The following is a 26,135-nucleotide window of genomic DNA, read 5'->3' on the forward strand; positions in this document are numbered from 1 at the left end:
GCCATGGGCGCGGTGACTGTTCTGATCGACCAGTGGGCGGATATGACGAGCTGCACCGGCGCAGCATCCAGCACCCCGAGGAGTTCTGGGCCGAGGCGGCCCGCGGCATCGACTGGGACGTGGCCCCCGCCACCGTGTACGGGGACGGCCGCTGGTTCCCCGGCGGCCGTCTCAACACCTGTCACAACGCGCTGGACCGGCACGTGGCCGCCGGGCGCGGCGGGCAGGCGGCGCTGATCCACGACAGCCCGGTCACCGGCACCGTGCGCACCTACACGTACGCCGAACTGCTCGACCAGGTGGCGCGGACCGCGGGCATGCTGCGGGACCTCGGCGTGACCACCGGCGACACCGTGGTGATCTACATGCCCATGGTGCCCGAAGCGGTGATCGCGATGCTGGCGTGCGCGCGGCTCGGGGCCGTGCACTCGGTGGTGTTCGGCGGGTTCGCGGCCAGGGAGCTGGCCGTGCGGATCGACCACGCCCGCCCCAAGGTCGTGCTGTCGGCCTCCTGCGGGATCGAGCCGGCCCGCGTGGTGGAGTACAAACCGCTGCTGGACGCGGCGCTGGAGCAGGCGTCGCACCGGCCCGACCGGTGCGTGATCCTCCAGCGGCCGCAGTGCGCCGCCACGCTCGCCGAGGGGCGCGACCTCGACTGGGCGGAGCTCGTACGGGACGCCGAGCCGGCCCCCTGCGTCAGCGTGGCCGCCACCGACCCGCTCTACATCCTCTACACCTCCGGCACCACGGGCACGCCCAAGGGCGTCGTCCGCGACAACGGCGGGCACGCCGTCGCGCTGCACTGGAGCATGTCCCACGTGTACGGCGCCGCCCCCGGAGAGGTCTACTGGGCGGCCTCTGACGTCGGCTGGGTGGTGGGCCACTCCTACATCGTGTACGCGCCGCTGCTGGCCGGCTGCACGAGCGTGCTGTACGAGGGCAAGCCGGTCGGCACGCCGGACCCGGGCGCGTTCTGGCGGGTGGTGTCGACGCACGGGGTGCGGACGCTGTTCACGGCGCCGACCGCGATCCGGGCCATCAAGAAAGAGGACCCATCCGGCATTTTCGCGAAAAAGTGGGACTTGTCAGGACTCCGCTACCTCTTCCTGGCCGGCGAACGCCTCGACCCCGACACCTACCACTGGGCCTGCGACCTGCTCGGCATCCCGATCATCGACCACTGGTGGCAGACCGAGACCGGCTGGCCGATCGCCGCCAACTGCGTCGGCATCGAGCCCCTGCCGATCAAGCCCGGCTCCCCGACCAAGCCCGTGCCCGGCTGGGACGTGCACATCCTCGACGCCGACGGCCGCGACTGCCCGCCGGGCGTCGAGGGCGCCGTCACCGTCAAGCTGCCGCTGCCCCCGGGCGCACTGCCCACCCTCTACCGCGACGAGGCCCGCTTCGCCCGCTCCTACCTGGAGCGCTACCCGGGCCACTACCTGACGGGCGACGGCGGCTTCCTGGACGCCGACGGCTACCTCTACGTCATGGGCCGCATCGACGACGTCATCAACGTGGCCGGGCACCGGCTCTCGACCGGCGCGATGGAGGAGGTCGTCGCCTCCCACCCCGACGTCGCCGAGTGCGCCGTGATCGGCGTGGCCGACGAGCTGAAGGGCCAGCTCCCGGTCGGCTTCGTGGTGCTGAAGGCAGGCGCCGAACGCGACCCGGAGGAGCTCGAACGCGAGCTGGTCGCCCTGGTGCGCGAGCGCATCGGCCCGGTCGCCGCCTTCCGCCGCGCCGTGGTTGTCGCGCGGCTGCCGAAGACCCGCTCGGGCAAGATCCTGCGCGCCACCATGCGCGACATCGCCGACGGCAACCCGTACACCACGCCGTCGACGATCGAGGACCCCGCCACCCTGCCGGAGATCGCCGAGGCCGTGAAAGGAAAGTGACGGTGGGGTAACTACCATCACGAGATGGTTGCACGCGGCGCATGATGGGACATCCCTGTCCCGGGAGAAGGCCATGATCGAGACTCCGAGCTACGCCGACGCCCTGAGGATCCTCGGATGCAAGGACAGCAGGCTCGCCAAGGTGATCGGGTTCGCCGCGGCGGCCGAGCGCAGTGGCTGGGCGCTGGCCGGCGCCGGGCAGCTCGTGCTGGGCCTGGCCGACATGCGCATGTCCATCGTGCGCTTCGGCGAGGACGTCGTGGGCCGCATGTCCGAGTTACGCGGCGGCGTTGACCGGCACACGCGCACCCAGCGGCTGGCCGCCGCGCACGCCGTGATCGTCGTGTCCGCGTACTTCGAGGCGCTGGGCGAGGCCAAGCTGCCCTTCACGCTCGACAAGCTCGACCGCGCCGACCAGATCTCCCAGGGCGTGCCGACACGGGAGCGGTTCGCCCGGCTGATGGCGGAGATGCTGCTCCCGCGGCTGCCCACGCCCGAGCCGCACGTGCCGTACGCCGAGACCCGTCAAGCCGTGGAACGTGCCTACCTGCGCATGTCCGAGGCCATGGCCGGCTACGTCGGCGGCCTGCCCGTCTGGGACGAGCTCAGCGTCGACGACCAGCTCCTGCTGCCCAGGATGCTGGCCGAGGGCCCGACCGCGCACGCGCTGCGCATCTACGACGAGGACTACCGGTCGCTGTCGCTGGACAGCCACGAGTTCGGCGTGCGCAGCCTGGTCACCGAGCGGCCGCAGCCGGCCACGGCGCTGTCGCGGGTGGCGTGGCTGCTGGCCGAGCTGGCCCCGCCGCGGGTCGGCGACCGCCCGATGATCCACCTGGCCAGGATGGCCGCGAACCTCCTCGACCAGCCGCTCCTGCTGGCCGGCAAACTCCCCGAGGACGTCTACCTGCCGCTGCTCGGCGAGGGCTACCTCACCCCGCGCTGCCGGGTCGCGGAGCTGACCCGCGAGGCCGCGCCCGCCGAGCGTGAGTGGTGGGAGGGGCGGCAGGTGCTGCCCGACACCGAGGCGTTCCTCGTCGGCCACCTCACCTCGCTGCGCGCCACCCAGGCGCCGCTGCTCGTGCTCGGCGAGCCGGGCTCGGGCAAGACCAAGCTGACCGAGGTGCTGGCAGCCCGCCTGGCCCGCTCGGAGTTCCTGCCGATCAGGGTGGACCTGCAGGGTGTGGCGGCGCGGGCGAGCGTCACCGAGCAGATCGAGCAGGCCATCGGCGCGATGCTGGACGAGGACGTCGAGTACGGCGAGCTGGTGGAGGCCGCCGACGGCGCCCTGCCGGTCATCCTCCTCGACGGGTTCGACGAGCTGGTGCAGGGCGGCGTCAACCGCTACGACTACCTCGCGCAGGTTCAGGAGTTCCAGCGGAGGGAGGCCGCCCAGGGGCGGCCCGCCGCCGTCATCGTGACCAGCCGCACCGTGGTGGCCGATCGCATCAGGTTCCCCGACGGGCTGCTGGCGCTGCAGCTGCAGCCGTTCGAGGACGACCAGGTACGCCAGTGGCTCGACATCTGGGACCAGGCCAACCGCGCCCTGCTGGCCAGGCGCGACCTGAAGCCCCTGCCCGCCGAGGCCGCCCTCGCCCACGGCGAGATGGCCAGGCAGCCGCTCCTGCTGCTCCTGCTCGCCCTCTACGACGCCGGGAGCAACGCGCTGCAGCGCGGCACGCCTGCGCCGCTCAAGCGCTCCCGCCTCTACGAGGTCCTGCTGCGGGACTTCACCGAGCGGGAGACCGGCGGGGCCCGCCGCGTCATGATCGACCAGGAGCTCGTCATGCTCGGCACGGTCGCGCTGTCCATGCTGTCCCGCGGCCGCCAGGTCATCACCGACGAGGCGCTCAACCGCGACCTGCCCGCCCTCTGCCACGGCGGCGAGGACGACCCGGAGGAGCACGCCCGCGTCGACTGGGCGCGCCGGGCCACCGAGCGCTTCTTCTTCGTGCGCAGGAACGGCCACGCGTTCCTGCACTCCACGTTCGGCGAGTTCCTGGTGGCCTGGCTGACCATGTACGCGCTGCGCGACCTCGACCGCAGGCGCCGCCTGGCCGGGGACGAGCCGCTCGCCCTGGTGCAGAGCGTGGACGACGACCTGCTGTACGCCGTCACCTCCCACTCCTGCCTGGCCGAGCGCGGGCCGACGGTCGGCTTCATCCTGGAGCTGCTGGACGAGGTGCCGAGCGCGGTGCGGGCCCGCTGCGCGGAGCTGCTGACCGGGCTGCTGCGGCGCTCGCTGCACGAGCGCGGCCGCCGCCACTTCACCGGCTTCCGGCCGGTACGGCACACGATGACCCGGCGGCTGGCCGCGTACTCGGCGAACCTCACCCTGCTCATCGTGGCCGCTTCCGACGAGCCGGTCGCCGTCTCCTCGCTCCTGCCGGGCCCCGGCCACATGGAGCGCTGGGCCTCCTTCACCCACCTGTGGAAGGGCCAGCTGGGGGAGGAGGGCTGGACCGGCCTGCTCACCGCCCTGTCGGCGCGGCGGGTGGTCGAGAACGGCGAGGAGGACGTCGTGCTCGGCGCCACGGAGACCTCCGGCATGGGCGACGCCGTCGTCGCCGTCGCCACCGGCCACACCCCGCACCACCGGCGGCTGCTCGACCTGCTGCTGCAGGCGGTGGGGGAGGGCCGCGCCCTGCCGTACCGCGACCGGGTCGCGCTCCTGGAGGAGCTGCTGCGGACCGCGGCGGTCCGCTCGCCCGCCATGCACCGGGCGCTCGGCGCGATGTGGGCGGAGAACGACGCCGGCCACGCCGAGCTGCGGCCCCTCCTGCGCGCCCTCCTCGCCGACCCGGCCGAGCGCATGGCCACCTGGGAACAGCTGGTCAAGGCGGGCATCCCCGAGACGGAGCTGTGGGACGTCCACCAGGACGTCAGGGCGCCGACGGATCCACCGGCAGCTCCACGGTGATCGTCAGTCCGCCCTCCTCCCGCGGCCTCGCCGTGACCGTGCCCCCATGAGCCTCAGTGATCACCCGGACGATCGACAGGCCCAGCCCGCTGCCCCGGTCCGAGCGCAGCCGGTCGCCGTGCAGCCGCCGGAACGGCTCGAAGATCGTCTCGATCTCGTACGGCGGGACCTGCAGCCCCGTGTTCGCCACGACCAGCTCGATCTGCTCGGTCCGCCGCCGCGTCGTCACCCACACCTCGCCCTTGGGGTGGTTGTGCCGGATCGCGTTCTCCACGAGGTTCTGCACCAGCCGCTCGACCAGCACCGCCTCGCCCGTCGTCGGCGCGGGGTCCAGCAGCCGGTGCATGGTCACCTCGCGCTCGGCCGCCTCGCCCGCCGCCTGGTCGAGTACGTGCTCGGCCACGTCCATCAGGTCGAACGGCCGCCGGTCCAGCACCGCCTGCTGGCCCTCGGTCAGCGCCAGCAGGCCATCGATGAGGCGCTCGTGGCGGGCGTTGACCAGCAGCAGCGACTCGCCCAGGCGCTTGACGTCCTCCGTCGCGTCCGGCCGGCGCACCGCCACGTCCACCAGCGTCCGGTTGATCGTGAGCGGGGTGCGCAGCTCGTGGGAGGCGTTGGCCACGAACCTGCGTTGCCCATCGAACGAGCGCGCCAGCCGGCCGAGCATCGTGTCGAAGATGTCGGCCAGTTCGTTGATCTCGTCGCGCGGGCCCTCGTGGCCGATGCGCTCGGCCAGGTCGTGGCTCTGGGCGACCCTGCGGGCGGTCTCGGTGACTCTCCTGAGCGGCCGGAGCACGGTGGTCGCCGACCGCCAGCCGAGCCCGAACGCCCCGGCCGTCCCGGCGAGCACCGCGACGGCGCCGAGATTGCGCACATTGTCGAGGGTGCTCTTCCGGTAGGTGGCGTGCGTCTGGAGCGCGAACCCGCGGGCGAGCTCGTAGCCCTGCTCGAAGCGCTCCGACCAGAGCCCGCCTTCGGGGCGCTCGACCGTGATGGTGCCGGGCGTGAAGACGGAGGTCCGGTATTCGAGGCTCGTCCGCACGATGAAGTAGACGACCGTCAGCACGAGGGCGCCCAGCACGAGGAACACCCCGGCGCAGGCCAGCGCGAAGCGCAGGCGGACGCTCATGGGATGCGGTACCCCGATCCCGGCACGGTCTCGATGACCTGGGGCTCGCCGAGCTTCTTGCGCAGCTTCATCATCGTCGTGCGCACCGTGTTCGTGAACGGGTCGATGTGCTCGTCCCACACCTTCTCCAGCAGCGTCTCCGCCGAGACCACCGCCCCCTGGGCGCGCAGCAGCTCGGCCAGCACACCGAACTCCTTGCGCGCCAGCGGCACGTACCGGCCGTCGCGGAACACCTGCCGGTGCGCCCAGTCCAGCCGCACGCCCGCCCGCTCCAGCATCGGCGGGTCCGCCCGCCTGGCCCGGCGGCCGAGCGCGTGCACCCTTGCCACCAGCTCCTCGAACGCGAACGGCTTCGGCAGGTAGTCATCGGCCCCCAGCGACAGCCCGGCCACCCGGGAGCGCACGTCGCCGGCCGCGGTCAGCATGAGCACCCGCACCAGGCAGCCCCGCTCCACCACGGCCTTGCACACCTCGTCCCCGTGGACGAGCGGCAGGTCCCTGTCGAGGATCAGCACGTCGTAGTCGTGCACGCCGAGCCGCTCCAGCGCCGCGTCCCCGTCGTAGGCGACGTCCACGGCCAGGGCCTCCCCGCGCAGCCCTTCGGCGATCGAGTCGGCGAGCATCCGCTCGTCCTCGGCCACCAGAACACGCACCATGCCCCCAAAAGACTCCAAATGCCCGCCAGTTTGGCCCCGTACGCATAACGCGGGCATAACCAGATTTGGTGACGATCAGGTTATAGGCCCGCCGCTTGGCTGACCCCCCGATGCCGGGAATCGCCCGGCCTTTCAGGGGGAGAACGTCATGGCGGCCACACTGGCGCCGCCGCGCGCCGCCGAGCGCCCCGGCCGGCCGCGCGGTGGTCACCGCCTGTTCGCGATCGTGCTGCTGCTCGCCGCCGCGCTGCGCGTGCTGGTCATGCTGGGGTACGACACGGCGCGGCTCTATTGGTACGACTCGTTCACGTACCTGGACACGGCCGTGCACCTGCGGCCGCAGGGCGCCTTCCATCCCGCGGGCTACCCCTGGTTCCTGTGGGCGCTGCGGCCGTTCGAGAGCGTGGAGCTGATCGCGGCCGCGCAGCACGCGATGGGGCTGGGCACCGGCGTGCTGATCTACGTGCTGCTGCGCCGCCGGTCGCTGCCCGGCTGGGGAGCGGCGCTCGCGGCGGCGCCGGTGCTGTTCGACCCGGCGTTCGTGCGCCTGGAGCACGCCGTGCTGTCGGACACGCTGGTCATCTTCCTCGTCACGGCCGCCCTGGCCGTGCTCATGTGGCGGGCCGAGCCGTCCGCGCGGGCGGCCGCGGCGGCCGGGCTGCTGCTCGCGTTCGCCGGCCTGACCCGAACCGCCGCCGTCCCGCTCATCGGCTTGGCCGCCCTCTACGTGCTGCTGCGGCGCGGGTGGTGGCGGCGGGCGGCGGCGGGGGCGGGTGCGCTGGCGGTGGCGGGCGCGCTGCCGCTGCTCGTCTACGCCGGCTGGTACGCCCAGCACCACGGCAGGTTCGCGCTGAGCGGCTCCGACGGAGTCGCCCTGTGGGCCAGGACCATGACGTTCGCCGACTGCTCGGTCATCCGGCCCACCCGGGAGCAGGCCGCGCTCTGCCCGAACGGCGTCGACCTCGACGCCGCCTCCGAGTACGTCTGGGACCCCCGCGCGTCCCTCAACCGCCTGCCCGGCGACCGGTTCTCCCACAACGACCTGGCCAGGTCGTTCGCCCTGCGGGCCATCGCCGCCCAGCCGCTCGACTACCTGAGCGAGGTGGTGAAGGACACCTCGCTCGCCTTCACCTGGGAGCCGGTCGCCCATCCGGCGCGCATGGCCCCGTCCACGACCTTCCCGCGAGGCTCGTGGCCGCTCCCGGAGGAGCACGCCCTGGTCGGCAAGGTGCGGCAGGAGTACGACCCGGACATCCGCGGCATGTGCTCCGTCGAGCCGTACGCCTCGATCCTGGCCGCCTATCCGTACCCGTGGTTCCTGCACGGCACCCTCTTCGGCGTCCTGCTCCTGCTCGGCGGGGCGGGCGCGGCGGCGCGGCCGCGTCCCGTGCTCCTGCCCTGGTCGTTCGCCGTGTTCCTGCTCGTCGCGCCGGTGGCCGCGCTCGACTTCGACCACCGCTACGTGCTGCCCGCCATCCCGGCCGCCTGCGTGGCTGCCGCGCTGGCCGTACCCCCGCTACTGCGCTTGGCGTATCGCGTGGCGGGGCCGGGGCGGACTACCTTGCGGGTGTGAGGACGATCGCCCTGGTCTGCGGCAGTGGAGTGGCCGTGTTCTTCTCGGCCGTCATGGCCTACGGCAACCAGCCGGACTCCCGGCCGCTCGACCTGCTCGGCTACGCGCTGCTCGCCGCCACCGTGCTCGGGCTGGGCTGGGTGCCGCGGCGGCCGGGCCTGGCGCTGGCCGTGTCCGCGGGCGCGGCGGCGGGCGTCTTCACGCTCGGGTACGCGATCTCGCTGTGGGCGCTGCCCCCGCTGGTCGCGCTGTTCTCGGCCATCTCGGCCGGGCGGCGGCGGGCCGGATGGGCGGGCGCGGCGTTCCTGGTGCTGGTGCCCGCGGTGGCGGCGGTCGTGACCTGGAGGGGCGACGTAGCGATCGCGGTCGTCGTGTGGGCGCTGCTCGTGCTGGTGGTGGCCCAACCGGCGGAGGTGTCGCGGGCCAGGCGCGCCTACACCGAGGAGGTGGAGCGGCGGGCCGCGGAGGCCGAGCGGACCCGCGAGGAGGAGGCGCTGCGGCGGGCCCAGGAGGAGCGGCTGCGGGTGGCCAGGGAGCTGCACGACGTCACCTCGCACACGGTGTCGGTGATCGCGCTGCACGCCGCCGTGGCCGCCGAGGCCGTGGAGCGCGCCGGAGGACCGCCCGAGGCCGCCGCCGCCCTCCAGATCATCCGCACCTCCAGCCGCCAGGCCCTGGCGGAGATGAAGTCCGTCCTCAGCATCCTCCGCCCCACCACCCCCGCCTCATCCCTCCCCGGCCACCCCGAGCCCCCGGCCGCCGCCGGCGGTGCCGGGCTGTCGGGGTCGGTGGGAGGTGCTGAGGGCGCGGTGGAGGCGGGCCATGCCGAGCTTTCGGCCGCCGTTGGCGGTGCTGGGCTCTCGGGGTCGTTCGGAGGTGCTGAGGGCGCGGCCGTGGCCGGCCATCCCGAGGCGTCGGCCGTCGTCGCCCGAGTCGAGGGCCGGGTTCCCGCCGGCGGCGCTCGCGGTCCGGCCCGCGCAGACCGCGCGCGGGACCCGGATCATCGCGGTGTCGCCGCGGAGCCGGGGCGCTGCGGCGGTGCCCGGGGCGCGGAGCCGGCCGGGGGCGCCGGTTCGCCGGATCCGGACGGCCGCCGCCACCTCACGCCCGCCGAGCCGCGGCATCCCCTGCCCGGCACGGCCCAGCTCCCCGCGCTCCTGCGTACCACCGGCCTCCCCGTGACCCTGGACGTCAAGGGGGAGCGGCGGCCCCTCCCACCGGCCGCCGACCTGACCGTCTACCGTGTCGTCCAGGAAGCCCTCACCAACACCATCCGGCACGCGGAGGCGACCACCGCGGCGGTGACGCTGACGTACGAGGAGGGAGCGGTGACCGTGCGGGTGGACGACGACGGCCGGGGAAGCCTCGCCCCACGCGGGCACGGCCTGACCGGCATGGCCGAGCGGGTCGCCGCCGTCGGTGGCCGGCTCACCACCGGGAACGGCCCCACCGGCGGCTTCCGCGTCACCGCGAGGCTCCCCGCATGATCAGCGTCCTGCTCGCCGACGACCAGCCGCTGGTACGGGCGGGCCTGCGCGCCCTGCTCGACCCCGAGGAGGACATGACCGTGGTCGGCGAGGCCGCCGACGGCGCCGAGGCGGTGCGGCTGGCAGGCCGGCTGCGGCCCGACGTGGCGCTGATGGACATCCGCATGCCCGAGCTCGACGGCCTCCAGGCCACCAGGACACTCGTCGCCGCCGGCGTGCGCGTCGTCGTGGTCACCACCTTCGACCTGGACGAGTACGTGTACGAGGCGCTCCGCTCCGGGGCCAGCGGCTTCCTCGTCAAGGACGCCGAGCCGGCCGAGATCCGCCACGCCGTCCGGGTGGCCGCCCGAGGGGACGCCCTCCTGTCGCCCGGCGTCACGCGACGCCTGATCGAGGAGTTCACCGCCCGCCCCGCCGCACTGGACGCCGACCGGCTCGCACCCCTGACCGGCCGCGAACGCGAGGTCCTCGCCCGCGTCGCCCAGGGCCTGACGAACGCCCAGATCGCCGAGCGCCTCTTCATGAGCCCGCTGACCGTCAAGACCCACGTCAACCGCATGATGAGCAAACTCGGCGTCCACGACAGAGCCCAGCTGGTCGTCCTCGCCTACGAATCCGGCCTGACCCGCCCCGGCCACCCCTCCTGACCACCCCAGGACGGCGGCGGGGGAGTGGGACCGGCCACCCCGGGCCCCCGGAACCAGCGCGCCACCGATCTCATTCACCGCTCGCGGGCCGGACCGCCCGAGCCGGTGCTCGTCACCGGACCTGCGGCCGCCCTGCCGACTGCGCGCGTCACTCCGGCGAGCGGCTGCCCGGCCGGCGAGCGGCCGCCCCGGGTCATTACCCTGACGGCTACGATCATGTTCTGCGTGTTCGCCGCCTTCGGCCCGTTCGGCGACCCGGCACCGCGCGTCAGGGGGCGCGCCGGCCGCCGCGGTGCTGGTCGACGCCACGATCCTGGGGCTCGTGCCGGTGCCCGCGGCCATGAGGTGCCCGGCGAGCGCGACCGGCGGTTCCCGGCACTGACCGTTCCGAGGCTGACACGCAGCCCAAATGTTACGTAATATCCACCCATCACGAGCGTTGGGGGCGCCAGGGTGCCAGGACAGAGCGTGGGTGTGGTCGTCGATCCGGGAGTTCCCCCGGAGATCGCGGGATTGTTACGTGCCAATGGCCCACTCCTGTCCAGGGTGCGGGCCGGATGGGTGCCTTCCGCCGCGGCGGCCCATCAGCGGCGCAGGAGCCCGTCCAGCGCGCTGTTACTGGCCGGCACGCCCGTGGTGATCGCACTCATGGCCGTGCTGCTGGCCTCGCCGGCCGCGCCCGCCGGGTTCGTGCTGCTCGGCACGTACGTCTTCATCGTCCTCGTCAAGATCGCCTCCATGAGCGAGGTGCCCGAGGACGACCGCCCGCACGAGCGCCACGTCTACGAGCAGGCCCGCTGGTTCGACGGCCGCTACCTCCTGGCCGAGGACTTCGACAAGGAGGCCGGGCTGGTGCTGTCGCGGGCGCAGCGGGCCATCGGCTCGGTGCTGCGCTCCCACGTCAACGCCGAGGGCCTGCTCGACGACGCGCGCAACGCCGTGATGCTGCCCGCCCAGGAGTGGGAGATCGCCCGGCTCCTGGCCAAACTCTCCGCGCTGCGCGCCGAGCACCGCCAGCTGCTCTCCAGAGGCCTCGCGCCGGAGGTCGGCGCGGTGGTCGAGCAGCTGGAGCGGGCGCTGGCCAACAGCGAGGCCGCCGTGGTCGCCCGCGTGGAGGCACTGGAACGTTACGCCGCCCACGTCGCCGAGGCCGAACGCGCCTACCACGCCCGCGGCCAGATCGAGGAGCTGCGATCCCGGTTGCCGCGCTACGAGGAGCTCCTGGCCGAGTCGGGAGCCGACTCGCTGGCCGTGCCCGAGATCGAGCGGCTGGCCCAGGACGCCGACACGCTGGAGCGGACCTTGCGGCGCAGCGTCAAGTCCGCGCACGAGGCGTTCCGGTACCTGGAAGGCTGACATCCGGACAGAACGGCACATAGGATCAACAACGTGCCCCGACGCCATGAGGTGATGGTCGACCCGGCGGTGCCTCACGACGTCGCAAGCCTCCTGCGTGACAACCCCGAACTCCTCGCCCGCATCCACGAAGGCTGGGCGCCCGCGCACAAGCGCCCCCGCCTCATCGCCAGCTGGGCCGGCTTCACCGCCAGGCTGGCCGTCACCGGGACGGCCGCGCTGGCCGCCGTCTACGGCCTCGCCCTCTTCGCCGCGGGGATGTACACGCCGTTCGTGGTGATCATGACCGGGGCCGCGCTGCTGATCGTCGCCGTCCTGGTCAGGGGCAGGCCCGACGCCGAGGTGGAGCGCCGCCGGGCGCTCGAACGCCACGTCCACGACGCGAGCCGCGAGTACGCCGGCCGCTACCTCCTGGCCGGCGACCTCGACGAGCCCGCCCGCGCTCTCATGGCCCGCACCCGCACGGCGGTCGAGGGGGTCATGGAGTCCCGGGTCAACGCCGAGGGCCTGCTGGACGACGCGCGCAACGCCGTGATGCTGCCGGCCCAGGAGTGGGAGATCGCCCGGCTCCTCGCCAAGCTGTCCGAGCTGCGCGCCGAGCACCAGGAGGTCGTCTCCGAGGGCGTCACTCCGGAGGTGGCCGCCGTGGCGGAGCCCCTCGCCCACGCGCTGGACAGCAGCAACCGGGCCGTGCTCGCCCGCGTCGAGGCCCTGGAACGTTACGCCGGCCACGTCGCCGACGCCGAGCGCGCCTACCGCGCACGGAGCCAGATCGAGCGGCTCAGCGCCAGGCTGCCCCGCTACGAGGAGCTCCTCGCGGAGTCGGGAGCCGACGAGTCCGCCGTGCCGGAACTCGGCAGATTGTCGGATGACGCCGACCGTCTTGAGCAGGCGTTACGGGACAGTGTCAGCTCCGCACACGAGGCTTTTCGCCACCTAAGGGGGTGACTTCGCTTAGGATCCAATTTTGTGGCGGATGTGGTGGTAGATCCCGGAGTACCGCCGGACGACGCGCAGCTGCTGAAAGAGAGCCGGCGGGTCCTCATCAAGATGCGCCAGGGCTGGGTCCCGCAGCCGCGCAGAGTCCTGACGAGCGCGCACTGGCGCATGGTGGCGGCCTTCGCCACCGTGGCCTTCTTCGGACTGATGCTCGGTTTAGGCGCCGCGGGCAGGGGTCTCGGCCTGCTCATGCTCGTGCTCTTCGGCATCCCCCTCATGCTCGTGCTGTTCGTCCGCAACGACCTGCCGGGCGACGAGGAGGACGACTTCGAGCGCGACATCTACGAGCAGCTGCGCTGGTACGAGGGCCGCTACGTGCTGACCGACGACCTCGACGAGTCCTCCAGGCGGCTGCTCACCCGAGCCCAGCGGGCCATCGCCACCGTGACCGGCTCCCGGGTCAACGCCGAAGGGCTCCTGGACGACGCGCGCAACGCCGTGATGCTGCCCGCCCAGGAGTGGGAGATCGCCCGGCTCCTGGCCAAACTGTCGGCGCTGCGCGCCAAGCACAGGGAGACCGTCTCACGGGGGCTCACGCCCGAGGTCGAGGCCGTGGCGGCGCCCCTGGCGCGGGCGCTCGACAGCAGTGAGGCCGCCGTGGTCGCCCGCGTCGAGGCGCTGGAACGTTACGCGGCCAACGTCACCGAGGCCGAGCGCGCCTACCGCGCCCACCAGCAGATCGAGGAGCTGCGCGCCCGGCTGCACCAGTACGAGGAGCTCGTGGCCGAGACCGGCGCGGACGGCTTCGCCGTGCCGGAGCTGGAACGGCTGGCCGCCGACGCCGACAGCCTCGAACAGGCGCTCAGGCGGAGCGTGAGCTCCGCCCGCGAGGCGTTCGGCTACCTGGACCCGGCCCCGCCGAAAGAGCCCGAGGACGGCGCCTGAGCCCCGCCGTGTGCGACCTCCAGCAGCAGGTCGCACAGCGCGTCGGCGGCGTCCACGCGGCCGAGCTTGGCGGCGGCCTGCCCCATCGACGCCCGCAGCCCGGGATCGGCCAGCAGCGGCATCAGCTCGGCCAGCAACTGGTCGGCCGTCGGACGCGGCTCCAGCAGCGCCCGCGCCGCGCCCGCCGAGGCGAGGTAGGCGGCGTTCTTGCGCTGCTCGTCGCCGCCGGTCGGGATCAGCGGGATCAGCACGGAGGGCTTGCCGATGGCGGTCAGCTCCGACACCGTGCCGGCGCCGCTGCGTGAGATCACCACGTCGGCGGCGGCGAACAGGTCGGCCAGCTCCCCGCCGACGTACGGCACCGGGTGGTAGCGCTCGGCCAGATCGGCGGGCACCTCGACGGCCCGCATGTGGTCGATCCAGGCGGGCCCGCACTGGTGCACGACCTGGGCGTGCGGCAGCAGCCGCGGCAGGATCTCCGTGATCAGCGTGTTGATCTGCTTGCTGCCGGTCGCGCCGCCCGTCACGTAGATCAGCGGCACCTCGAACGTCAGCCCGAACAGGTCGTACGCCGCCGCCCGGTTGCCCTGCAGCAGCTCCGGCCGGATCGGATTGCCGGTCACGACCGCCTTCTTCCTGGCCGGCTCCGGCAAGTAGCCGAGCGACGACTCGTGCGACAGCGCGATCCTCGTCGCGAGCCTGGACAGGATCCGGTTGGCCAGCCCCACCACGGTCGTCTGCTCGTGCATCACCAGCGGCCGCCGGATCAGCTTGGCCGCCACCCCGATGGGCACCGCCACGTAACCCCCGGTCGACAGCACCACGTCGGGCAGGTAGCGGGCCGCGTGCCCGATCGCCTGGCACACCCCGACCGGGATGCGGAACACGTCGGCGATGTTGGTGCCCAGCTCCTTGAGGTTGGGGCGGCGGCGCAGCTTGCCCGTGGTGATCGCCTTGAACGGGATGCCGTGCTCGGCCGTGATCCTGGCCTCCAGGCCGCTGGCCGTTCCGACCCAGAGCACGTCGTGCGGCACCTGACGGCGCTGGAGGGCCGACAGGGTCGTCAGGGCCGGGTAGGTGTGACCACCGGTGCCGCCGCCGGTGATCAGCAGTCGCAGGGTTCGTGACATGCGATCAGACTATGGCCGCACAGCGGAACCCCGTGTGCCCGGTCGAGGAGTCCGGGGTGTTCGCCGTGCGGGCGGCCACCCGGTAGCGGTTGCAGTAGGAGTCGTGGCACATGTACGAGCCGCCGCGGATCACTTTCGCCGTGCCCTCGGCCGGCCCCTCCGGGTTCTCGGCGAAGGGCTCCCACGTCGTGCCCCACCAGTCGGCCGTCCACTCCCACACGTTGCCGGACACGTTGTACAGGCCGTACCCGTTGGGCTGGAACGACTTGACCGGCACTGTCCCCTGGCTCGGCGCGGTCGGGAAGCGCCCCTGCCAGATGTTGCACCGCTGCCGCCCCTTGGGCGCCAGCTCGTCGCCCCACGGGTAGCGCTTCTGCTCCAGGCCGCCGCGGGCGGCCATCTCCCACTCCGCCTCCGTGGGCAGCCGCTTGCCGGCCCAGGCGGCGTACGCGGTGGCGTCGTTCCACGACACATGCACGACCGGGTGGTTCTGGCGGTCGCCGATCGACGAGCCGGGGCCTTCGGGGGAGCGCCACGTGGCCCCCTCGACGCCCACCCACCAGGGCGCGCCCGGCACGGTCGCGTCCATCACCCCGCCCGTGGCGAACTGGCGGAACACGAAGGACCAGCCGATCCGCTCGGCCTCGGTGACGTATCCGGTCTCCTTGACGAACGTGGCGAACTGCGCGTTCGTCACGCACGTCGGATCGATCATGTACGGGTCGAGCCGCACCTCCCTGACGGGCCCCTCGCCGTCCTCGGGCCGGCCGTCCGGGTCGTCACCACCCATGAGGAACGTCCCGCCGGGAATGCGGATCATGCCGCGCGGCGCCGTCCGCCGCACGGTGACCGCGGCGGGCGCATGGCGCGTCCCGGCGCCGCCATCCCTGCTCGGACCACAGCAAGCGCTCAACGATCCCCCCAAACGTGTCATGACACCACCGAAGGGTAGTCCCTGCAGCGTGCCCACGATCACCCGGCGGCCTCGGGCCACACCCGCGGACGCGCTCGTCCGCGCGGTCACGCCGGCGCCGCCCGGGCGCTCGGTCACCCCGTACGTCACCTTGGAGGATCCGCTGACCGCCACCCTTCGACACCTCACCCTCCGCGTCGCCGTGAATACGGCGGAACGGTAGCGTTTGCCCATGCGACTCGGCGTGCTGGACATCGGCTCGAACACCGTCCACCTACTGGTCGTCGACGCCCATCGGGGCGCCCGGCCGATTCCCGCCTTCTCCCACAAGGAGGGGCTCCGCCTGACGGAATACCTCGGCAAGGACAACCGCCTGCAGGAGAAGGGCATCGAGCGGCTGTGCGCCTTCGTCGATGAGGCCGTGCACATGGCCGAGGACAAGGGCGTGGAGGACCTGCTGGCCTTCGCCACCTCCGCCGTGCGCGAGGCGGCCAACGGCGAGGATGTGCTCGCCCGCGTCGAGAACTCCTGTGGCGTGCACATCGAGGTGCTGTCCGGGCGCGACGAGGCCAGGCTGACGTTCCTGGCCGTGCGCCGGTGGTTCGGCTGGTCGTCGGGGCGGCTGCTGGTCTTCGACATCGGGGGCGGCTCCCTGGAGATCGCCGCGGGGGTGGACGAGGAGCCCGACGTGGCCGTGTCGCTGCCCCTGGGGGCCGGGCGGCTGACCCGCGACTGGTTCACCGCCGACCCGCCGCCCGCCGACGAGGTGCGCAAGCTGCGCAAGCACGTACGCACCGAGATCGCCCGCACCGTCGGCGACGTCGTCAGGTACGGCGAGCCCGACCGCGCGGTCGCCACCTCCAAGACCTTCAGGCAGCTCGCCAGGATCGCCGGGGCCGCGCCCTCCAGCGACGGCCCCTACTTGCCGCGCTCGCTCACCAGACAGGACATGGCCGACTGGGCGGTCAAGCTCACCACCATGACGGCGGCCGAGCGCGCGGACCTGCCCGGGGTGTCCGAGGGGCGGGCGGGGCAGCTCGCGGCCGGGGCGCTGGTGGCCGACGCGGCCATGGACCTGTTCGAGGTGGACCGGCTCGACGTGTGCCCGTGGGCGCTGCGCGAGGGAGTGATACTGCGCAGGCTCGACCTCCTGCCCGGACGTCACGACAAGTCCGTCCCTACATCCGAGTAAGGACGATATAGCCCGAAATATCGGCATAGATGGCTGAGGGCTGGGCAATCTCCGCCAAATGGTGGAATTGCTCGGCACCATCGGGTCCTTGGTGGTCGTCCTCCTGCTGGTCGTCCTGGCCATCCTGGTCATCTCCGTGATCGTCCTGGTCACGCTCGCCGCCCTGGCCGGGTCGATGACGGACTGGCGCAGGCTCTGGCGGCGGCTGGCGCCCAGGCAGGAGCGGCTGACCGTGAAGCTCAGCGGGAGCGGGGTGCCCGAACGGCGGCAGGGGGAGCTGAGCGGTTCGACGCCCCGGTTGCGACGGCGCTTGCGGCTCGGCGGCGCCGTGTCCGGAGAGGGGTCCAGAGAGGGAGCCAGGGAGCGCCTGCGCCTCGGCGGAGCTCCGCGCCGCCCCGGGCGTGGGGGCCGGCCGGTGGAGCGGCACTCCCGGCTGTAGCGATCATGTGGCCATGAGGTGCGGGCCCGCCGATCCCGGCGCGTACCGCAGCCTCTTCTCGAGGCACACCATGGCCCCGTTGTCGTGCCTGTTGGTGAAGCGGATGTCATCGGCGAGCGCTCGCATGATCTGCAGTCCCCGGCCGCCCTCGGCTCCCGGCTCCGGGAAGCCGTCGATGACCTTGCGGGGGTCGAAGCCGGCTCCGGTGTCCACGACCCTGATGACGCACACGTGATCGTGGACGGCGGCGCTGACGGTGTATTCGTCGCTGGGCTCGGCATGCCTGACGACGTTGGAGCACGCCTCGGTGAGCATGAGCTCGATGTCGTCGCGGACCTGCGGCTCGACACCGAGCGACCGCAGCGTGCCGTCCAGCAACTGCCTGATCAGCGGGACGCTCGCCGCATCCCTGGGCAGTCGGAGCGCTATCGTGGCCTCCACTGCGCCTCCTCCCGTATGGATGCGTGCCTGCCCCCTGCCCCCGATCCAGTGCCCCAATCGTCCCTTTCGGGGCTATACGTCCGGAAGGGCTACATCTCCAGCAGCCGCCTGGCCACCTCCATGGACGCTTTGTCGATCTCGTCCTCGGTGAGGTCGCCCTGCTGCGTCAGCCACTTGCCCGCGTGCAGGGCGAACAGCGCCAGAGCGCGGCTGATCCGCTCCGCAGGCGTGGCGTCCGGATCGCTCAGCTCCACCGTCAGCGCCAGCATCGACTCGCGCATCTTCTCGATCTTCGGATGGTCGCGCATCGCCGTCTGGTTGCGCTCCAGGAACCGGGTGACGTCGCGGGTGCGGGGCAGCTTGAGGTTCTCGGCGTAGCGCTCCAGCAGCCGGCGCCGCGTCTCCGGCGTCTTCGGCTGGGACCTCGACCAGGCGAGCAGCTCCTCCAGCTCGGCGATGCGGAGGTCGACCAGGCTCGCCACGATGTCGTCCTTGGTCTTGAAGTGGTAGTAGAGCGCGGCCTTGGTCACGCCCAGCTCCTCGGCGATCTCCCGGAGCGAGGTGGCTTCGTACCCCTGCTCGGTGAAGAGCCGCAGCGCGATCTCCTGGATCCGGGTTCGTGTGTCTTCGCGCACCTTGCACCTATTTCAGCTTGACGGCCGACAAGTAGGTATTTACCTTATTCTAGGCTTGCCGGTCGGCAAGTAAGCAAGATTCAAGACGGGGGGTGTGCGGTGGCGGAGGCAGCCGGGCGGCGCAGAGAGGTCATGGTCGTCCTGCCGGGGCTGATGCTGGCGATGGTGCTGGCGATGCTCGACAACATGATCGTGGGCACGGCCATGCCGCGGATCGTGGGGGAGCTCGGCGGTCTGTCGCATCTGTCGTGGGTCGTCACGGCGTACGTGCTGGGCACGACGGTCTCCACCCCCATCTGGGGCAAGATCGGCGACCTGTACGGGCGCAAGTCCATCTTCATCATCTCGATCGTCATCTTCATGATCGGGTCCGCGCTGTGCGGCATGGCCGGGTCGCCGCTGTTCGGCGGGCCGGAGGGCGGCATGGCCGAGCTGATCGCCTTCCGCGCGATCCAGGGGCTCGGCGCGGGCGGCCTGCTCGTGAACGTCATGGCGATCATCGGCGACCTGGTGCCGCCCCGCGAGCGCGGCCAGTACCAGGGCATCATGGCCGGCGTCATGTCGCTGGCGATGATCGCCGGCCCGCTGGTCGGCGGCTTCATCACCGACCACCTCGACTGGCGCTGGGCCTTCTACGTGAACCTGCCGGTCGGCGCGGTCGCGCTGGTCCTCATCATGATCAACCTGCGCCTGCCCAAGCCGAACATCACGGTCCGCATCGACTGGGCAGGCGCGATCCTGCTGTCGATCGGCATCACCGCGATGGTGCTGATCACGACGTGGGGTGGCAACGAATATGCGTGGGGCTCCTGGCAGATCCTCGCCCTGGCCGCCCTCGCCGTGGTCACGCTGGCCGCGTTCGTGCTCGTCGAGCGCAGGGCGGTCGAGCCGATCATGCCGTTGCAGCTGTTCGCGAACCGCAACTTCACGCTGATCTCGCTCATCGGCTTCCTGCTCGGCTTCGCCATGTTCGGCGCGATCAACTTCCTGCCGCTGTTCCAGCAGACCGTGCAGGGCGCCAGCGCCACCGACTCCGGGCTGCTGCTCCTGCCCATGATGGGAGCCGCCATGGTCGTGTCGCTGTACGTCGGCAAGGCCATCACCAGCACCGGCAAGTACAAGATCTACCCCGTGCTCGGCGGCGTCGGCATGGTGGCCGGCATGTGGCTGCTGTCGACGATGGGCGTGGCCACCCCCGCCTGGCTGACCGGCGTCTACATCGCGGTGCTCGGCCTCGGCATGGGCTTCCTCATGCAGACCACGCTGCTCATCGCGCAGAACAGCGTCGAGCAGCGCGACATGGGCGTCGCCAGCAGCACGAGCACGTTCTTCCGGTCGATCGGCGGCTCGTTCGGCGTCTCCGTGCTCGGCGCGATCTTCAACAGCCACTTCCTGTCCGAGCTGACCGCCCGGATCGGCCCGCAGGCGGCGGAGCAGATCGCCCAAGGCGGCGGACGGATGGACCCCGCGGCGCTCGCCGCGATGCCGGCGGCGCAGCGCACCGGCCTGCTGGAGTCGCTGGCGACGTCGCTCTCGGGCCTGTTCTGGTGGGCCGTCGCGTTCGCGGTGGTGGTGCCGGTGCTGGCGGCGTTCGTCAAGGAGATCCCGCTGCGCGGCGGCGCGCCGGCCGAGGCCCCTCCGGCGGAGGAGGCCGTCACCCCGGCGGCAAAGTGAACAACTGGTCGAGCGCGGTCATCTTGAACAGGCCGCGCAGGTAGGGCGTCAACGCCACCACGGCGACCACGGCCTCGGCGTCCGCGGCGCGCTGGTGGAGGCCCACCAGCGCGGCCAGGCCGGATGAGTCGATGAAGGTGAGCGCCGACAGGTCCACGTCGATCCTGCGGTATCCCTCCGCGAACGTCAGGGCCGCCAGCTGGGACACCGAGCCGTGGTCGAGATCGCCACTGAGCGCGAGCGCGACGGTCGTCGCGTCGGGCGCGGCGACCTCGATGCGCAGCGGCACCCTGTCAAGCACGCCACACAGCTTAGCGAGCCGCCGAAAATGGGAGGCGCGGGGGCGGGCGAACCCTGCACAATGCCGTCTCATGCACGCCATCAGCCGGCCGCGGCTCCAGGACGCCGTCGCCATCCACGAGCTCGTCGCAGCCTACGACACCGCGGTCATCGGCCGGCCGGACATGACGCTGGACGACATCGCCGACGAGCTGGTCGAGCCCGGCTTCGACCGCGACAGGGACGGCTGGCTGGTCCACGACGCCGACGGCACGCTGCTGGCCTGGGCGTGGGCGTGCGCCAACGGCGACAGCGACCTGGTGGAGATCGAGGTGATCGTCCGCCCCGGCGCCGACGGGCTCGCCGGCGAGCTGCTGCGCACGGTGACCACGCGCGCCCGCGAGCTGGCCGCCGAGCGCGGCCACGACCACGTCACCGCCGACCTCGGCGTCTACCGCGCCGACCACGCCAAGCAGGCCCTGGCCAAGGAGCACGGCTTCGAGCCCGCGACCAGCTTCCACCGCATGCGCATCGACCACGACGGCCCCGTCGAGCCGCCGGCCCCGCCTGCCGGGCTCACGCTGGAGACCGGCGAGAGCGACGAGGTGCGGCGGGAGGCCCACCGCGTCCAGCAGGAGGGCTTCGCGCAGCACTTCGGCTTCGTCAAGGTGGACTACGAGCCGTGGTACGAGCGGCGGCAGGCGATGAGCGTCACCGACTGGAGCCAGCTCACCCTCGCCCGCCTCGACGGGCGGCCGGCCGGGGTGCTCATCGGCAACAACCAGTTCGTGGCGGACGAGGACTGCGGCTACGTGGCCACACTGGCGGTGCTGCCCGAGTTCCGGGGGCGGGGGCTGGGGCGCTTCCTGCTGAGCAACGCCTTCGCGGCCGACGCCGCCCGCGGCCGCAAGGGCACGATCCTGCACGTCGACTCCAACAACACCACGCCCGCGCTGGGGTTGTACGAGTCGGCGGGAATGCGTCAGGTCCTGGCCATCGACGTCTGGCGCCGCCGCCTCTGACCCACCCCCGGCGGTTCCGGCACCACACGCCGGCGCCGCTGTCGTGCGGCCCGGCCTACACCCGATGGCGGGACAAATGGTCGAGGACCGACTGGTTGGCCTCCCAGCCGTCCGGGAACTTCACCGGCACCCCCAGCTGCACCGGCTCCGCCGACGGATGTGCGTCCAGCAGTTCGGCGATGCCGGCCCGGGCCACCACCACGCACGCGTGCCGGTGCCGTGAGGCGAGCACGCACAGCCGTCCCGCCTCCAGATGGAAGGCGGTCGCGTCCCGCCGTCCCGACAGCGGGTGCAGGACGATCGTCACGTCGTACTCACGCCCCTGAAGCCGGTTCGCCGTGTCCACGGTGATCTCGGCCGGGAGCCCGGCGGCGCGGATGGCGGCCACCTGATCGCGGTGGGCGGCTCCCACCGCGATCCGGTCCGCCGTCACCGGCCGCTCACCCTGTTCCGAGCTCGCCACCGCACCGCGCTGCAGCAGCCGTGAGGCCAGTAGCGCCACCGCCTGCACGGCCTCCCCGTCCGTACGCACGGTGTGCCGGTTCGGCAGCTCCAGCAGCGCCCACCCCGACCGGGCCGCCTCCTCCAGCGCCCGGTCGTGCACGGTCCCCATGCCGCCCGTCACCAGCTCCAGCCGCCGGTCCCCGGGCCCGGTCCCCGACCGGAACCCGGTGAACGGGTAGAACGCCCGCGACACCACGGGCGCGGCCGAGGCCGGCAGCCGCCACGACACCGGCAGCCGGTGCACCGGCAGGTCGGGGTTGTGCCGCAGCAGCACCGACACCGCGCTCTGCAGGGGATCCCACGACAGCCCCGACCACCGGTCGCCGTCCACGATCGAGAACGGGTCGAGCTGCCCCGGATCGCCCACGAACAACGCCCGCTCGAACAACCCCGCGATCCGCAGCAGCTTGTCCGAGCGCATCTGGTACGCCTCGTCCACGATCGCCCACGGCCACACCCGGTCGCCGATCCACGCCCACTTGTCGGCGGTGGCGATGACGATGTCCGGGTCGCCGAGGTCCTGGATCCGGGTGCCGAACCGGACGCCGGGCAGCTCCAGCAGCCGCAGCGGCGGCACGTACCCGCTCGCCGACAGCCGCCCCACGGTCAGCCGCGGGTGTTTGTCCGTGATCCTGGCGACCAGGTCGTCGACCTGCTCGTTCGTCTGGGCGACGATCATCAGCGGCTCGCCGGTGGCCGCGATGTGCGCGGCCGCGCGCACGACGAGGGTGGACTTGCCCGCCCCGGGCGGCGAGTCGACGACCACGCCCCGGTGCCGGGGCAGGTCGGCCAGCACGTTCCCGATGACCTGCTCAGGGCTGTCGGTCACCGGTCTCCTCCGGCGTGGCGGCCGGGCCTTCCGTGGGTCGACGTCACGACCACTCCTCCTGGGCGTCCTCGTCGTCGGGCACGTACTCCTGCGGCGGCCCGCCGTGCGTCCACGGTGTGGCCTCGGCGTCGGGCAGGCTGGGCGAGCCCTGGAAGTCGTCGGTGAGCGAGGTGTAGCAGACCCGCTCGCCGATCTCGGGCACGGCCCCCGGCGCGGCCGTCTTGCCCCGGCCCATGCCCTTGGTGATCTTCACGGTGACCAGCCCTCCGTCCGCGGACACCAGCTCGGCGCCCTGGCCGCGGCGCTGCGGGGTGCCGAGCGACGTGCCGGGCGTGAGACGGACCGGATCGTCGGTTTTGATCACCACGAGCGGGCGGAGCTTGCGGGAGCGGCCCTCGCCCTCGACGTTGTCCGGGACGGTCTCGATCACCTCGCCGGCGAACGCCTCCCCGGTGAGGCGGTACTCCGCCATGATCAGCGGATCGTCGTAGGCGCGCTGCACGTCGTACGCGGCCTGGGCGCGCTCCATGCGGGCCAGCTTGGCGGCCGCGGCCACCGCGCCGTCGCGGCGGGGCTGCGGCGGCCCGCCCTCGGCGATGCTCTGCGCCATGCCGCTGAACGAGCCGCGGTCCTGCTCCCACCGCTGCGCCGTGCTCGCGCCCGCCTCCAGGCCGCCCAGCAGGTCGAACGCCTGCCACGTGAGCCGCCACGTGGGCTCCAGCTGGGTGCGCAGCGCCTCGGTGACGCGCTCGGCCGACCCGCTCTCGATGGCCGGCGCGAGCACCTCCGCGTCGAACCCCGGGTCGGTCGCGGGCCCGGCGGGCGGCCAGATCAGCGGGTCCTCGGCGGCGTCGTCCGGCCCCTCGGTGATCCAGCCGAGCAGCGCGGCCAGGTTGGCGTCCTCGAGCGAGCTCTGCCCGCTGGCCCAGTGCCGCCCGAGCTCCTCGGTCGCGGCCAGCATGAGCGACGAGCCCGGGTAGGCGGCCCGCTCCGCGAAGTACGTCAGCCACCGCCCCAGCAGCGGCACCTCCTCCGGCACCGGATAGGGCCCGTCGGCGCGGCGGAAGCGGGTGGAACGGCCGAGAAGCCTGGTGAAGGCCACGCCCGCGGCGTTCGGGACGAGGAGCTGCGGAGCGTCCAGGACCCGCTCATAGGGGTCGGCGCCGCGCCGCTCGACCGTCTCGGTGTCGGCGAGGAAACTCTCGAGGTACGGCAGGAGCACCCCGGCCAGCTCGGCCGCCCAGGCGAAGCGCAGGTCGCGGTTGCGCGGCTGGGTCACCACGAGCAGGTGCGGCCGGTCGCGTTCGGTGCCGAGCATGGCGGCCAGCGGGGCGGCGGCCTCGCCGGACAGCTTCAGCGGGATGAACACCATCGGCCGCTCCGACAGATGGCAGTGCCGGACGGTCGCGATGGGCTGCGCGATGCCCTCGTCCAGGGCCCGCAGCCGGGCGAGCGAGGTCAGCAGGCTCACGTCGGGCACCCCCGTGGGGTCAGCGGGCTCACGTGTTCACACACCTTCGAGGCATTCCGCGCGGAGGCGTTCGGCGTTGCGGAGCAGCCGGGCGATCTCCTCCTGGCCCTCGGCCGGATCCCGCACGCCGTCGGCCAGGCCCAGCGCCTCGGCCACCGAGGCGACCCCGCCCAGCTCGTCGCGCACCTGCCGGCCGAGCAGGTCGGACGCGCCCTCCTGGCGGGCCTCGTCGCGGCAGAAGAAGCACAGGTCGCAGGTGGACAGGCAGTCGGGCGCGTACCGTGCGGTGGTCCTGCGCAGCGCGTCGGCCAGCTCGGCGACCGGCCTGGTGGGCCGGCCGTCGTCGTCAGGCCGCAGGTCGAAGGTGAGATCGTCGGGCAGCCCCGCCAGCAGCCGGTCGAGCGTGGTCATCCTGGTGAGCTGACGCCGCAGCACGGCCAGTTGCCTGCGCACGTCGACCAGGGTCGCGACCGGGCGGTTGGCGAAGTTCTCCGGGCAGACCAGCACCACGTCGTGGGAGACCCGCAGCGGGTCGTGGCCCAGCTCCTCCAGCAGGGTGCGCAGCGCCAGCACGTAGACCGCGGCCTGCCGGGCCGCCGCGGCCACCGCCGACGGGTCGGCCTGCCCGTCGATCACCGGGAACGACTTGATCTCCACGATGTGGAAGCGGCCGCCGAGCTGGAAGGCCACCACGTCCGGCTCCAGGTAGGCGGTGTGGCCGGCGATCTCGAGGGTGAGCAGCGGGTGGTCGTAGAGCGTGCCGGCGTCCTCGGCGCCGCGCGCCGCCCGGTCGATGAGGGTGCGGGTGTGGGCGTGGCGCAGGTGGGCGCCGACGTTCTCGACGTCGTGGTAGGCCACCTCGGCGACCGGCAGCTCCAGCAGCTCGCGCAGCATCCGCAGCAGCTCCGCGCACCCGTCGGCCTTGACCAGCGCCTCGAACACGTTGCCGCGCGTGATCGCGAACGGCGACTGCCCGAACGGCGCGGGGAACCCCAGGTGCCGGGCCGCGGCGTCCTTGTCGACGCCGGCGCCGTCCATGAGGGCGCGGCGGGCGCAGCCGGGGTTGGCGGCCAGGGCCGCTATGGCGCGGGCGTCGTGCGGCCGCGGCGGCGTCGTGCCCCGCAGCGCGTCGAGCCTGTGCACGTGGTCGCCTTCGCGCTTCAAGCCGCTCACTTGGCGTACTCCTTCTTGATCGTGCTCAGCGTAGCGGCGCCGAACAGCCGGGCTGCGTCATCCAGCTGTGCGGCGGCGCGTCGCGCCAGCTCGGCGCGGTCGCGCGTGTCGCGCTCGGCGTGCACGGCGAGCTCGGCGCGGGCGGCCTCGATCACCCGCCGCGGGTCGGGCGGGCCCAGGGAGCCGCCGGTGGCGCCGGGGATGTTCCTGGCCATCCGGACGAGTAACCGGGCCGCCCGCTCGTCCCGGGAGTCGGGCTCGTGCGAGGCCACCGCGATGGCGCAGGTCAGGAAGTCGACGCGGGGGCTGAGCGGGCCGACCACGCGCCGCTCCAGCGGCCAGGTGCTGAGCGTGAGCAGGCCGCGGGCGGGGGAGAGGCGGTCGGTCAGCGCCGCGCACAGGTAGTACGGGCGTCCGTACGGGGCGGACCGGAACGAGCGCTCCTCGTCCCTGCGCAGGCTGGTGAGCCGGCTGCTGCGGATCGTGCCGCCGTGGAACGCCTCGCTGACGGCCACGATGAGGCGGGGCTGCGCCGTCGCCCCGAGCAGGCGCAGCCCCTGATGGACCTGCTCGCGCACGGTGACCAGCGGGGGCGGCTCAGGCGCGGCCTGCGGCTGCTCGCCGCTCACCAGGGCGTCCCAGGCGCGCTCGGCGGTGCGGAGCTCGGCCCGCATCGTCCGCGCCGTGGCGGCGTCCCGGGCCCGCATGGCCGTGCGCACGCCGGCCCGCAGCTCGTCGATCCGGCGCTCGAGATCGTCCAGCCGGTCACTCATGCCGCGAGGCTACCAGCAGTCCCAGCATTTTCCAGTAATTTCGCGACATCGTCGCAAGGCTGTGATCTACAGCGTAAAGGCGCTCGGTCTCATGAAGCTCGGCGTCGCCG

24 protein-coding genes are annotated in these 26,135 nt (G+C 72.8%); 13 read left to right on the forward strand and 11 right to left on the reverse strand.

The features are described 5' to 3' along the window. The first annotated feature begins 32 nt into the window (after positions 1-32). Both ID574_RS35775 and ID574_RS35780 read left to right on the forward strand, forming a co-directional pair. Positions 33-1,898, forward strand: a complete 1,866-nt coding sequence (locus ID574_RS35775; RefSeq protein ID WP_188193408.1) for a propionyl-CoA synthetase — start codon at positions 33-35, stop codon at positions 1,896-1,898. 73 nt (positions 1,899-1,971) lie between these two features. Next, positions 1,972-4,818, forward strand: a complete 2,847-nt coding sequence (locus ID574_RS35780) for an NACHT domain-containing protein (protein ID WP_188193409.1) — start codon at positions 1,972-1,974, stop codon at positions 4,816-4,818. Here ID574_RS35780 and ID574_RS35785 read toward each other — a convergent pair. Both ID574_RS35785 and ID574_RS35790 read right to left on the reverse strand, forming a co-directional pair. Further along, positions 4,781-5,947, reverse strand: a complete 1,167-nt coding sequence (locus ID574_RS35785) for a sensor histidine kinase (RefSeq protein ID WP_188193410.1) — start codon at positions 5,945-5,947, stop codon at positions 4,781-4,783. The two genes, ID574_RS35780 and ID574_RS35785, sit on opposite strands and share 38 nt — an antisense overlap. After that, positions 5,944-6,600: a response regulator transcription factor gene (locus tag ID574_RS35790; RefSeq protein WP_188193533.1), complete on the reverse strand. Its 657-nt coding sequence runs from the start codon at positions 6,598-6,600 to the stop codon at positions 5,944-5,946. Before ID574_RS35790 ends, ID574_RS35785 begins: the two co-directional genes overlap by 4 nt. A 151-nt stretch (positions 6,601-6,751) precedes the next feature. Between ID574_RS35790 and ID574_RS35795 the strand changes: the two genes are divergently transcribed. From ID574_RS35795 to ID574_RS35820, 6 genes are all read left to right on the forward strand, one after another. Then, positions 6,752-8,176: a phospholipid carrier-dependent glycosyltransferase gene (locus tag ID574_RS35795; RefSeq protein WP_188193411.1), complete on the forward strand. Its 1,425-nt coding sequence runs from the start codon at positions 6,752-6,754 to the stop codon at positions 8,174-8,176. Further along, a complete protein-coding gene (locus ID574_RS61900; protein ID WP_188193412.1) occupies positions 8,173-9,663 on the forward strand; it encodes a histidine kinase in 1,491 nt (496 codons plus the stop codon). The genes ID574_RS35795 and ID574_RS61900 overlap by 4 nt, the downstream gene beginning before the upstream one ends. Further along, a complete protein-coding gene (locus ID574_RS35805; protein ID WP_188193413.1) occupies positions 9,660-10,310 on the forward strand; it encodes a response regulator transcription factor in 651 nt (216 codons plus the stop codon). Before ID574_RS61900 ends, ID574_RS35805 begins: the two co-directional genes overlap by 4 nt. 468 nt (positions 10,311-10,778) lie before the next feature. Beyond that, the gene (locus ID574_RS35810; RefSeq protein ID WP_223167409.1) at positions 10,779-11,666 is read left to right on the forward strand and encodes a hypothetical protein; all 888 of its coding nucleotides are present in this window, start codon (positions 10,779-10,781) and stop codon (positions 11,664-11,666) included. A 33-nt stretch (positions 11,667-11,699) separates the two neighbouring features. Further along, entirely contained in the window at positions 11,700-12,614 is a 915-nt protein-coding gene (locus ID574_RS35815; RefSeq protein WP_223167410.1) for a hypothetical protein, read from the forward strand. Between the two features lie 21 nt (positions 12,615-12,635). After that, the gene (locus ID574_RS35820) at positions 12,636-13,550 is read left to right on the forward strand and encodes a hypothetical protein (RefSeq protein WP_223167411.1); all 915 of its coding nucleotides are present in this window, start codon (positions 12,636-12,638) and stop codon (positions 13,548-13,550) included. On the opposite strand, the gene ID574_RS35825 is transcribed toward ID574_RS35820, so the two are convergent. Then, positions 13,505-14,680, reverse strand: coding sequence for a UDP-N-acetylglucosamine--N-acetylmuramyl-(pentapeptide) pyrophosphoryl-undecaprenol N-acetylglucosamine transferase (locus ID574_RS35825; protein ID WP_188193414.1), 1,176 nt, complete (start codon positions 14,678-14,680; stop codon positions 13,505-13,507). The genes ID574_RS35820 and ID574_RS35825 overlap by 46 nt on opposite strands. A 4-nt stretch (positions 14,681-14,684) precedes the next feature. Then, a complete protein-coding gene (locus tag ID574_RS35830) occupies positions 14,685-15,500 on the reverse strand; it encodes a formylglycine-generating enzyme family protein (protein ID WP_188193415.1) in 816 nt (271 codons plus the stop codon). Between the two features lie 142 nt (positions 15,501-15,642). On the opposite strand from ID574_RS35830, the gene ID574_RS35835 reads away from it, so the two are divergent. From ID574_RS35835 to ID574_RS35845, 3 genes are read left to right on the forward strand one after another with little or no spacing between them, the layout of a single operon-like run. Beyond that, positions 15,643-15,816, forward strand: coding sequence for a hypothetical protein (locus ID574_RS35835; RefSeq protein WP_188193416.1), 174 nt, complete (start codon positions 15,643-15,645; stop codon positions 15,814-15,816). Between the two features lie 9 nt (positions 15,817-15,825). Continuing rightward, entirely contained in the window at positions 15,826-16,785 is a 960-nt protein-coding gene (locus ID574_RS35840; protein ID WP_188193417.1) for a Ppx/GppA family phosphatase, read from the forward strand. 58 nt (positions 16,786-16,843) lie between these two features. Continuing rightward, positions 16,844-17,224 carry a hypothetical protein gene (locus ID574_RS35845; protein ID WP_188193418.1) on the forward strand — a complete coding sequence of 127 codons (381 nt, stop codon included), beginning with the start codon at positions 16,844-16,846 and terminating at the stop codon, positions 17,222-17,224. 3 nt (positions 17,225-17,227) lie between these two features. On the opposite strand, the gene ID574_RS35850 is transcribed toward ID574_RS35845, so the two are convergent. Next, a complete protein-coding gene (locus ID574_RS35850) occupies positions 17,228-17,665 on the reverse strand; it encodes an ATP-binding protein (RefSeq protein WP_188193419.1) in 438 nt (145 codons plus the stop codon). Between the two features lie 89 nt (positions 17,666-17,754). Beyond that, a complete protein-coding gene (locus ID574_RS35855) occupies positions 17,755-18,300 on the reverse strand; it encodes a TetR/AcrR family transcriptional regulator (RefSeq protein WP_188193420.1) in 546 nt (181 codons plus the stop codon). 99 nt (positions 18,301-18,399) lie between these two features. Between ID574_RS35855 and ID574_RS35860 the strand changes: the two genes are divergently transcribed. After that, on the forward strand, positions 18,400-19,974 hold the full coding sequence (locus ID574_RS35860) for an MDR family MFS transporter (protein WP_223167412.1): 1,575 nt from the start codon (positions 18,400-18,402) through the stop codon (positions 19,972-19,974). Here ID574_RS35860 and ID574_RS35865 read toward each other — a convergent pair. After that, a complete protein-coding gene (locus tag ID574_RS35865) occupies positions 19,955-20,275 on the reverse strand; it encodes an STAS domain-containing protein (protein ID WP_188193421.1) in 321 nt (106 codons plus the stop codon). The two genes, ID574_RS35860 and ID574_RS35865, sit on opposite strands and share 20 nt — an antisense overlap. 70 nt (positions 20,276-20,345) lie before the next feature. Here ID574_RS35865 and ID574_RS35870 point away from each other — a divergent pair, with 70 nt between their 5' ends. After that, on the forward strand, positions 20,346-21,275 hold the full coding sequence (locus ID574_RS35870; RefSeq protein ID WP_188193422.1) for a GNAT family N-acetyltransferase: 930 nt from the start codon (positions 20,346-20,348) through the stop codon (positions 21,273-21,275). 55 nt (positions 21,276-21,330) lie between these two features. Here the strand turns inward: ID574_RS35870 and ID574_RS35875 are convergent, their stop codons facing one another. The 4 genes from ID574_RS35875 to ID574_RS35890 are packed head-to-tail and all read right to left on the reverse strand — an operon-like array spanning position 21,331 to position 26,025. Beyond that, the gene (locus ID574_RS35875; RefSeq protein ID WP_188193423.1) at positions 21,331-22,608 is read right to left on the reverse strand and encodes an AAA family ATPase; all 1,278 of its coding nucleotides are present in this window, start codon (positions 22,606-22,608) and stop codon (positions 21,331-21,333) included. A gap of 43 nt (positions 22,609-22,651) precedes the next feature. Then, entirely contained in the window at positions 22,652-24,079 is a 1,428-nt protein-coding gene (locus tag ID574_RS35880) for a hypothetical protein (protein ID WP_188193424.1), read from the reverse strand. Positions 24,080-24,115: 36 nt separating this feature from the next. Then, on the reverse strand, positions 24,116-25,252 hold the full coding sequence (locus tag ID574_RS35885) for a hypothetical protein (RefSeq protein ID WP_188193425.1): 1,137 nt from the start codon (positions 25,250-25,252) through the stop codon (positions 24,116-24,118). Beyond that, on the reverse strand, positions 25,249-26,025 hold the full coding sequence (locus ID574_RS35890) for a hypothetical protein (RefSeq protein WP_188193426.1): 777 nt from the start codon (positions 26,023-26,025) through the stop codon (positions 25,249-25,251). The genes ID574_RS35885 and ID574_RS35890 overlap by 4 nt, the downstream gene beginning before the upstream one ends. Positions 26,026-26,135 lie beyond the last annotated feature (110 nt).

It is taken from the genome of Nonomuraea sp. SYSU D8015 (assembly GCF_008065375.1).
Lineage (GTDB): Bacteria > Actinomycetota > Actinomycetes > Streptosporangiales > Streptosporangiaceae > Nonomuraea.

What these genes read in the sequence shown, in the direction of transcription:
- ID574_RS35780 (WP_188193409.1), top strand. Translation starts at nt 1,972, where the DNA reads ATGATCGAGACTCCGAGCTACGCCGACGCCCTGAGGATCCTCGGATGC.
- ID574_RS35785 (WP_188193410.1), bottom strand. Translation starts at nt 5,947, where the DNA reads ATGAGCGTCCGCCTGCGCTTCGCGCTGGCCTGCGCCGGGGTGTTCCTC.
- ID574_RS35795 (WP_188193411.1), top strand. Translation starts at nt 6,752, where the DNA reads ATGGCGGCCACACTGGCGCCGCCGCGCGCCGCCGAGCGCCCCGGCCGG.
- ID574_RS35805 (WP_188193413.1), top strand. Translation starts at nt 9,660, where the DNA reads ATGATCAGCGTCCTGCTCGCCGACGACCAGCCGCTGGTACGGGCGGGC.
- ID574_RS35825 (WP_188193414.1), bottom strand. Translation starts at nt 14,680, where the DNA reads ATGTCACGAACCCTGCGACTGCTGATCACCGGCGGCGGCACCGGTGGT.
- ID574_RS35830 (WP_188193415.1), bottom strand. Translation starts at nt 15,500, where the DNA reads ATGATCCGCATTCCCGGCGGGACGTTCCTCATGGGTGGTGACGACCCG.
- ID574_RS35840 (WP_188193417.1), top strand. Translation starts at nt 15,826, where the DNA reads ATGCGACTCGGCGTGCTGGACATCGGCTCGAACACCGTCCACCTACTG.
- ID574_RS35845 (WP_188193418.1), top strand. Translation starts at nt 16,844, where the DNA reads ATGGTGGAATTGCTCGGCACCATCGGGTCCTTGGTGGTCGTCCTCCTG.
- ID574_RS35870 (WP_188193422.1), top strand. Translation starts at nt 20,346, where the DNA reads ATGCACGCCATCAGCCGGCCGCGGCTCCAGGACGCCGTCGCCATCCAC.
- ID574_RS35890 (WP_188193426.1), bottom strand. Translation starts at nt 26,025, where the DNA reads ATGAGTGACCGGCTGGACGATCTCGAGCGCCGGATCGACGAGCTGCGG.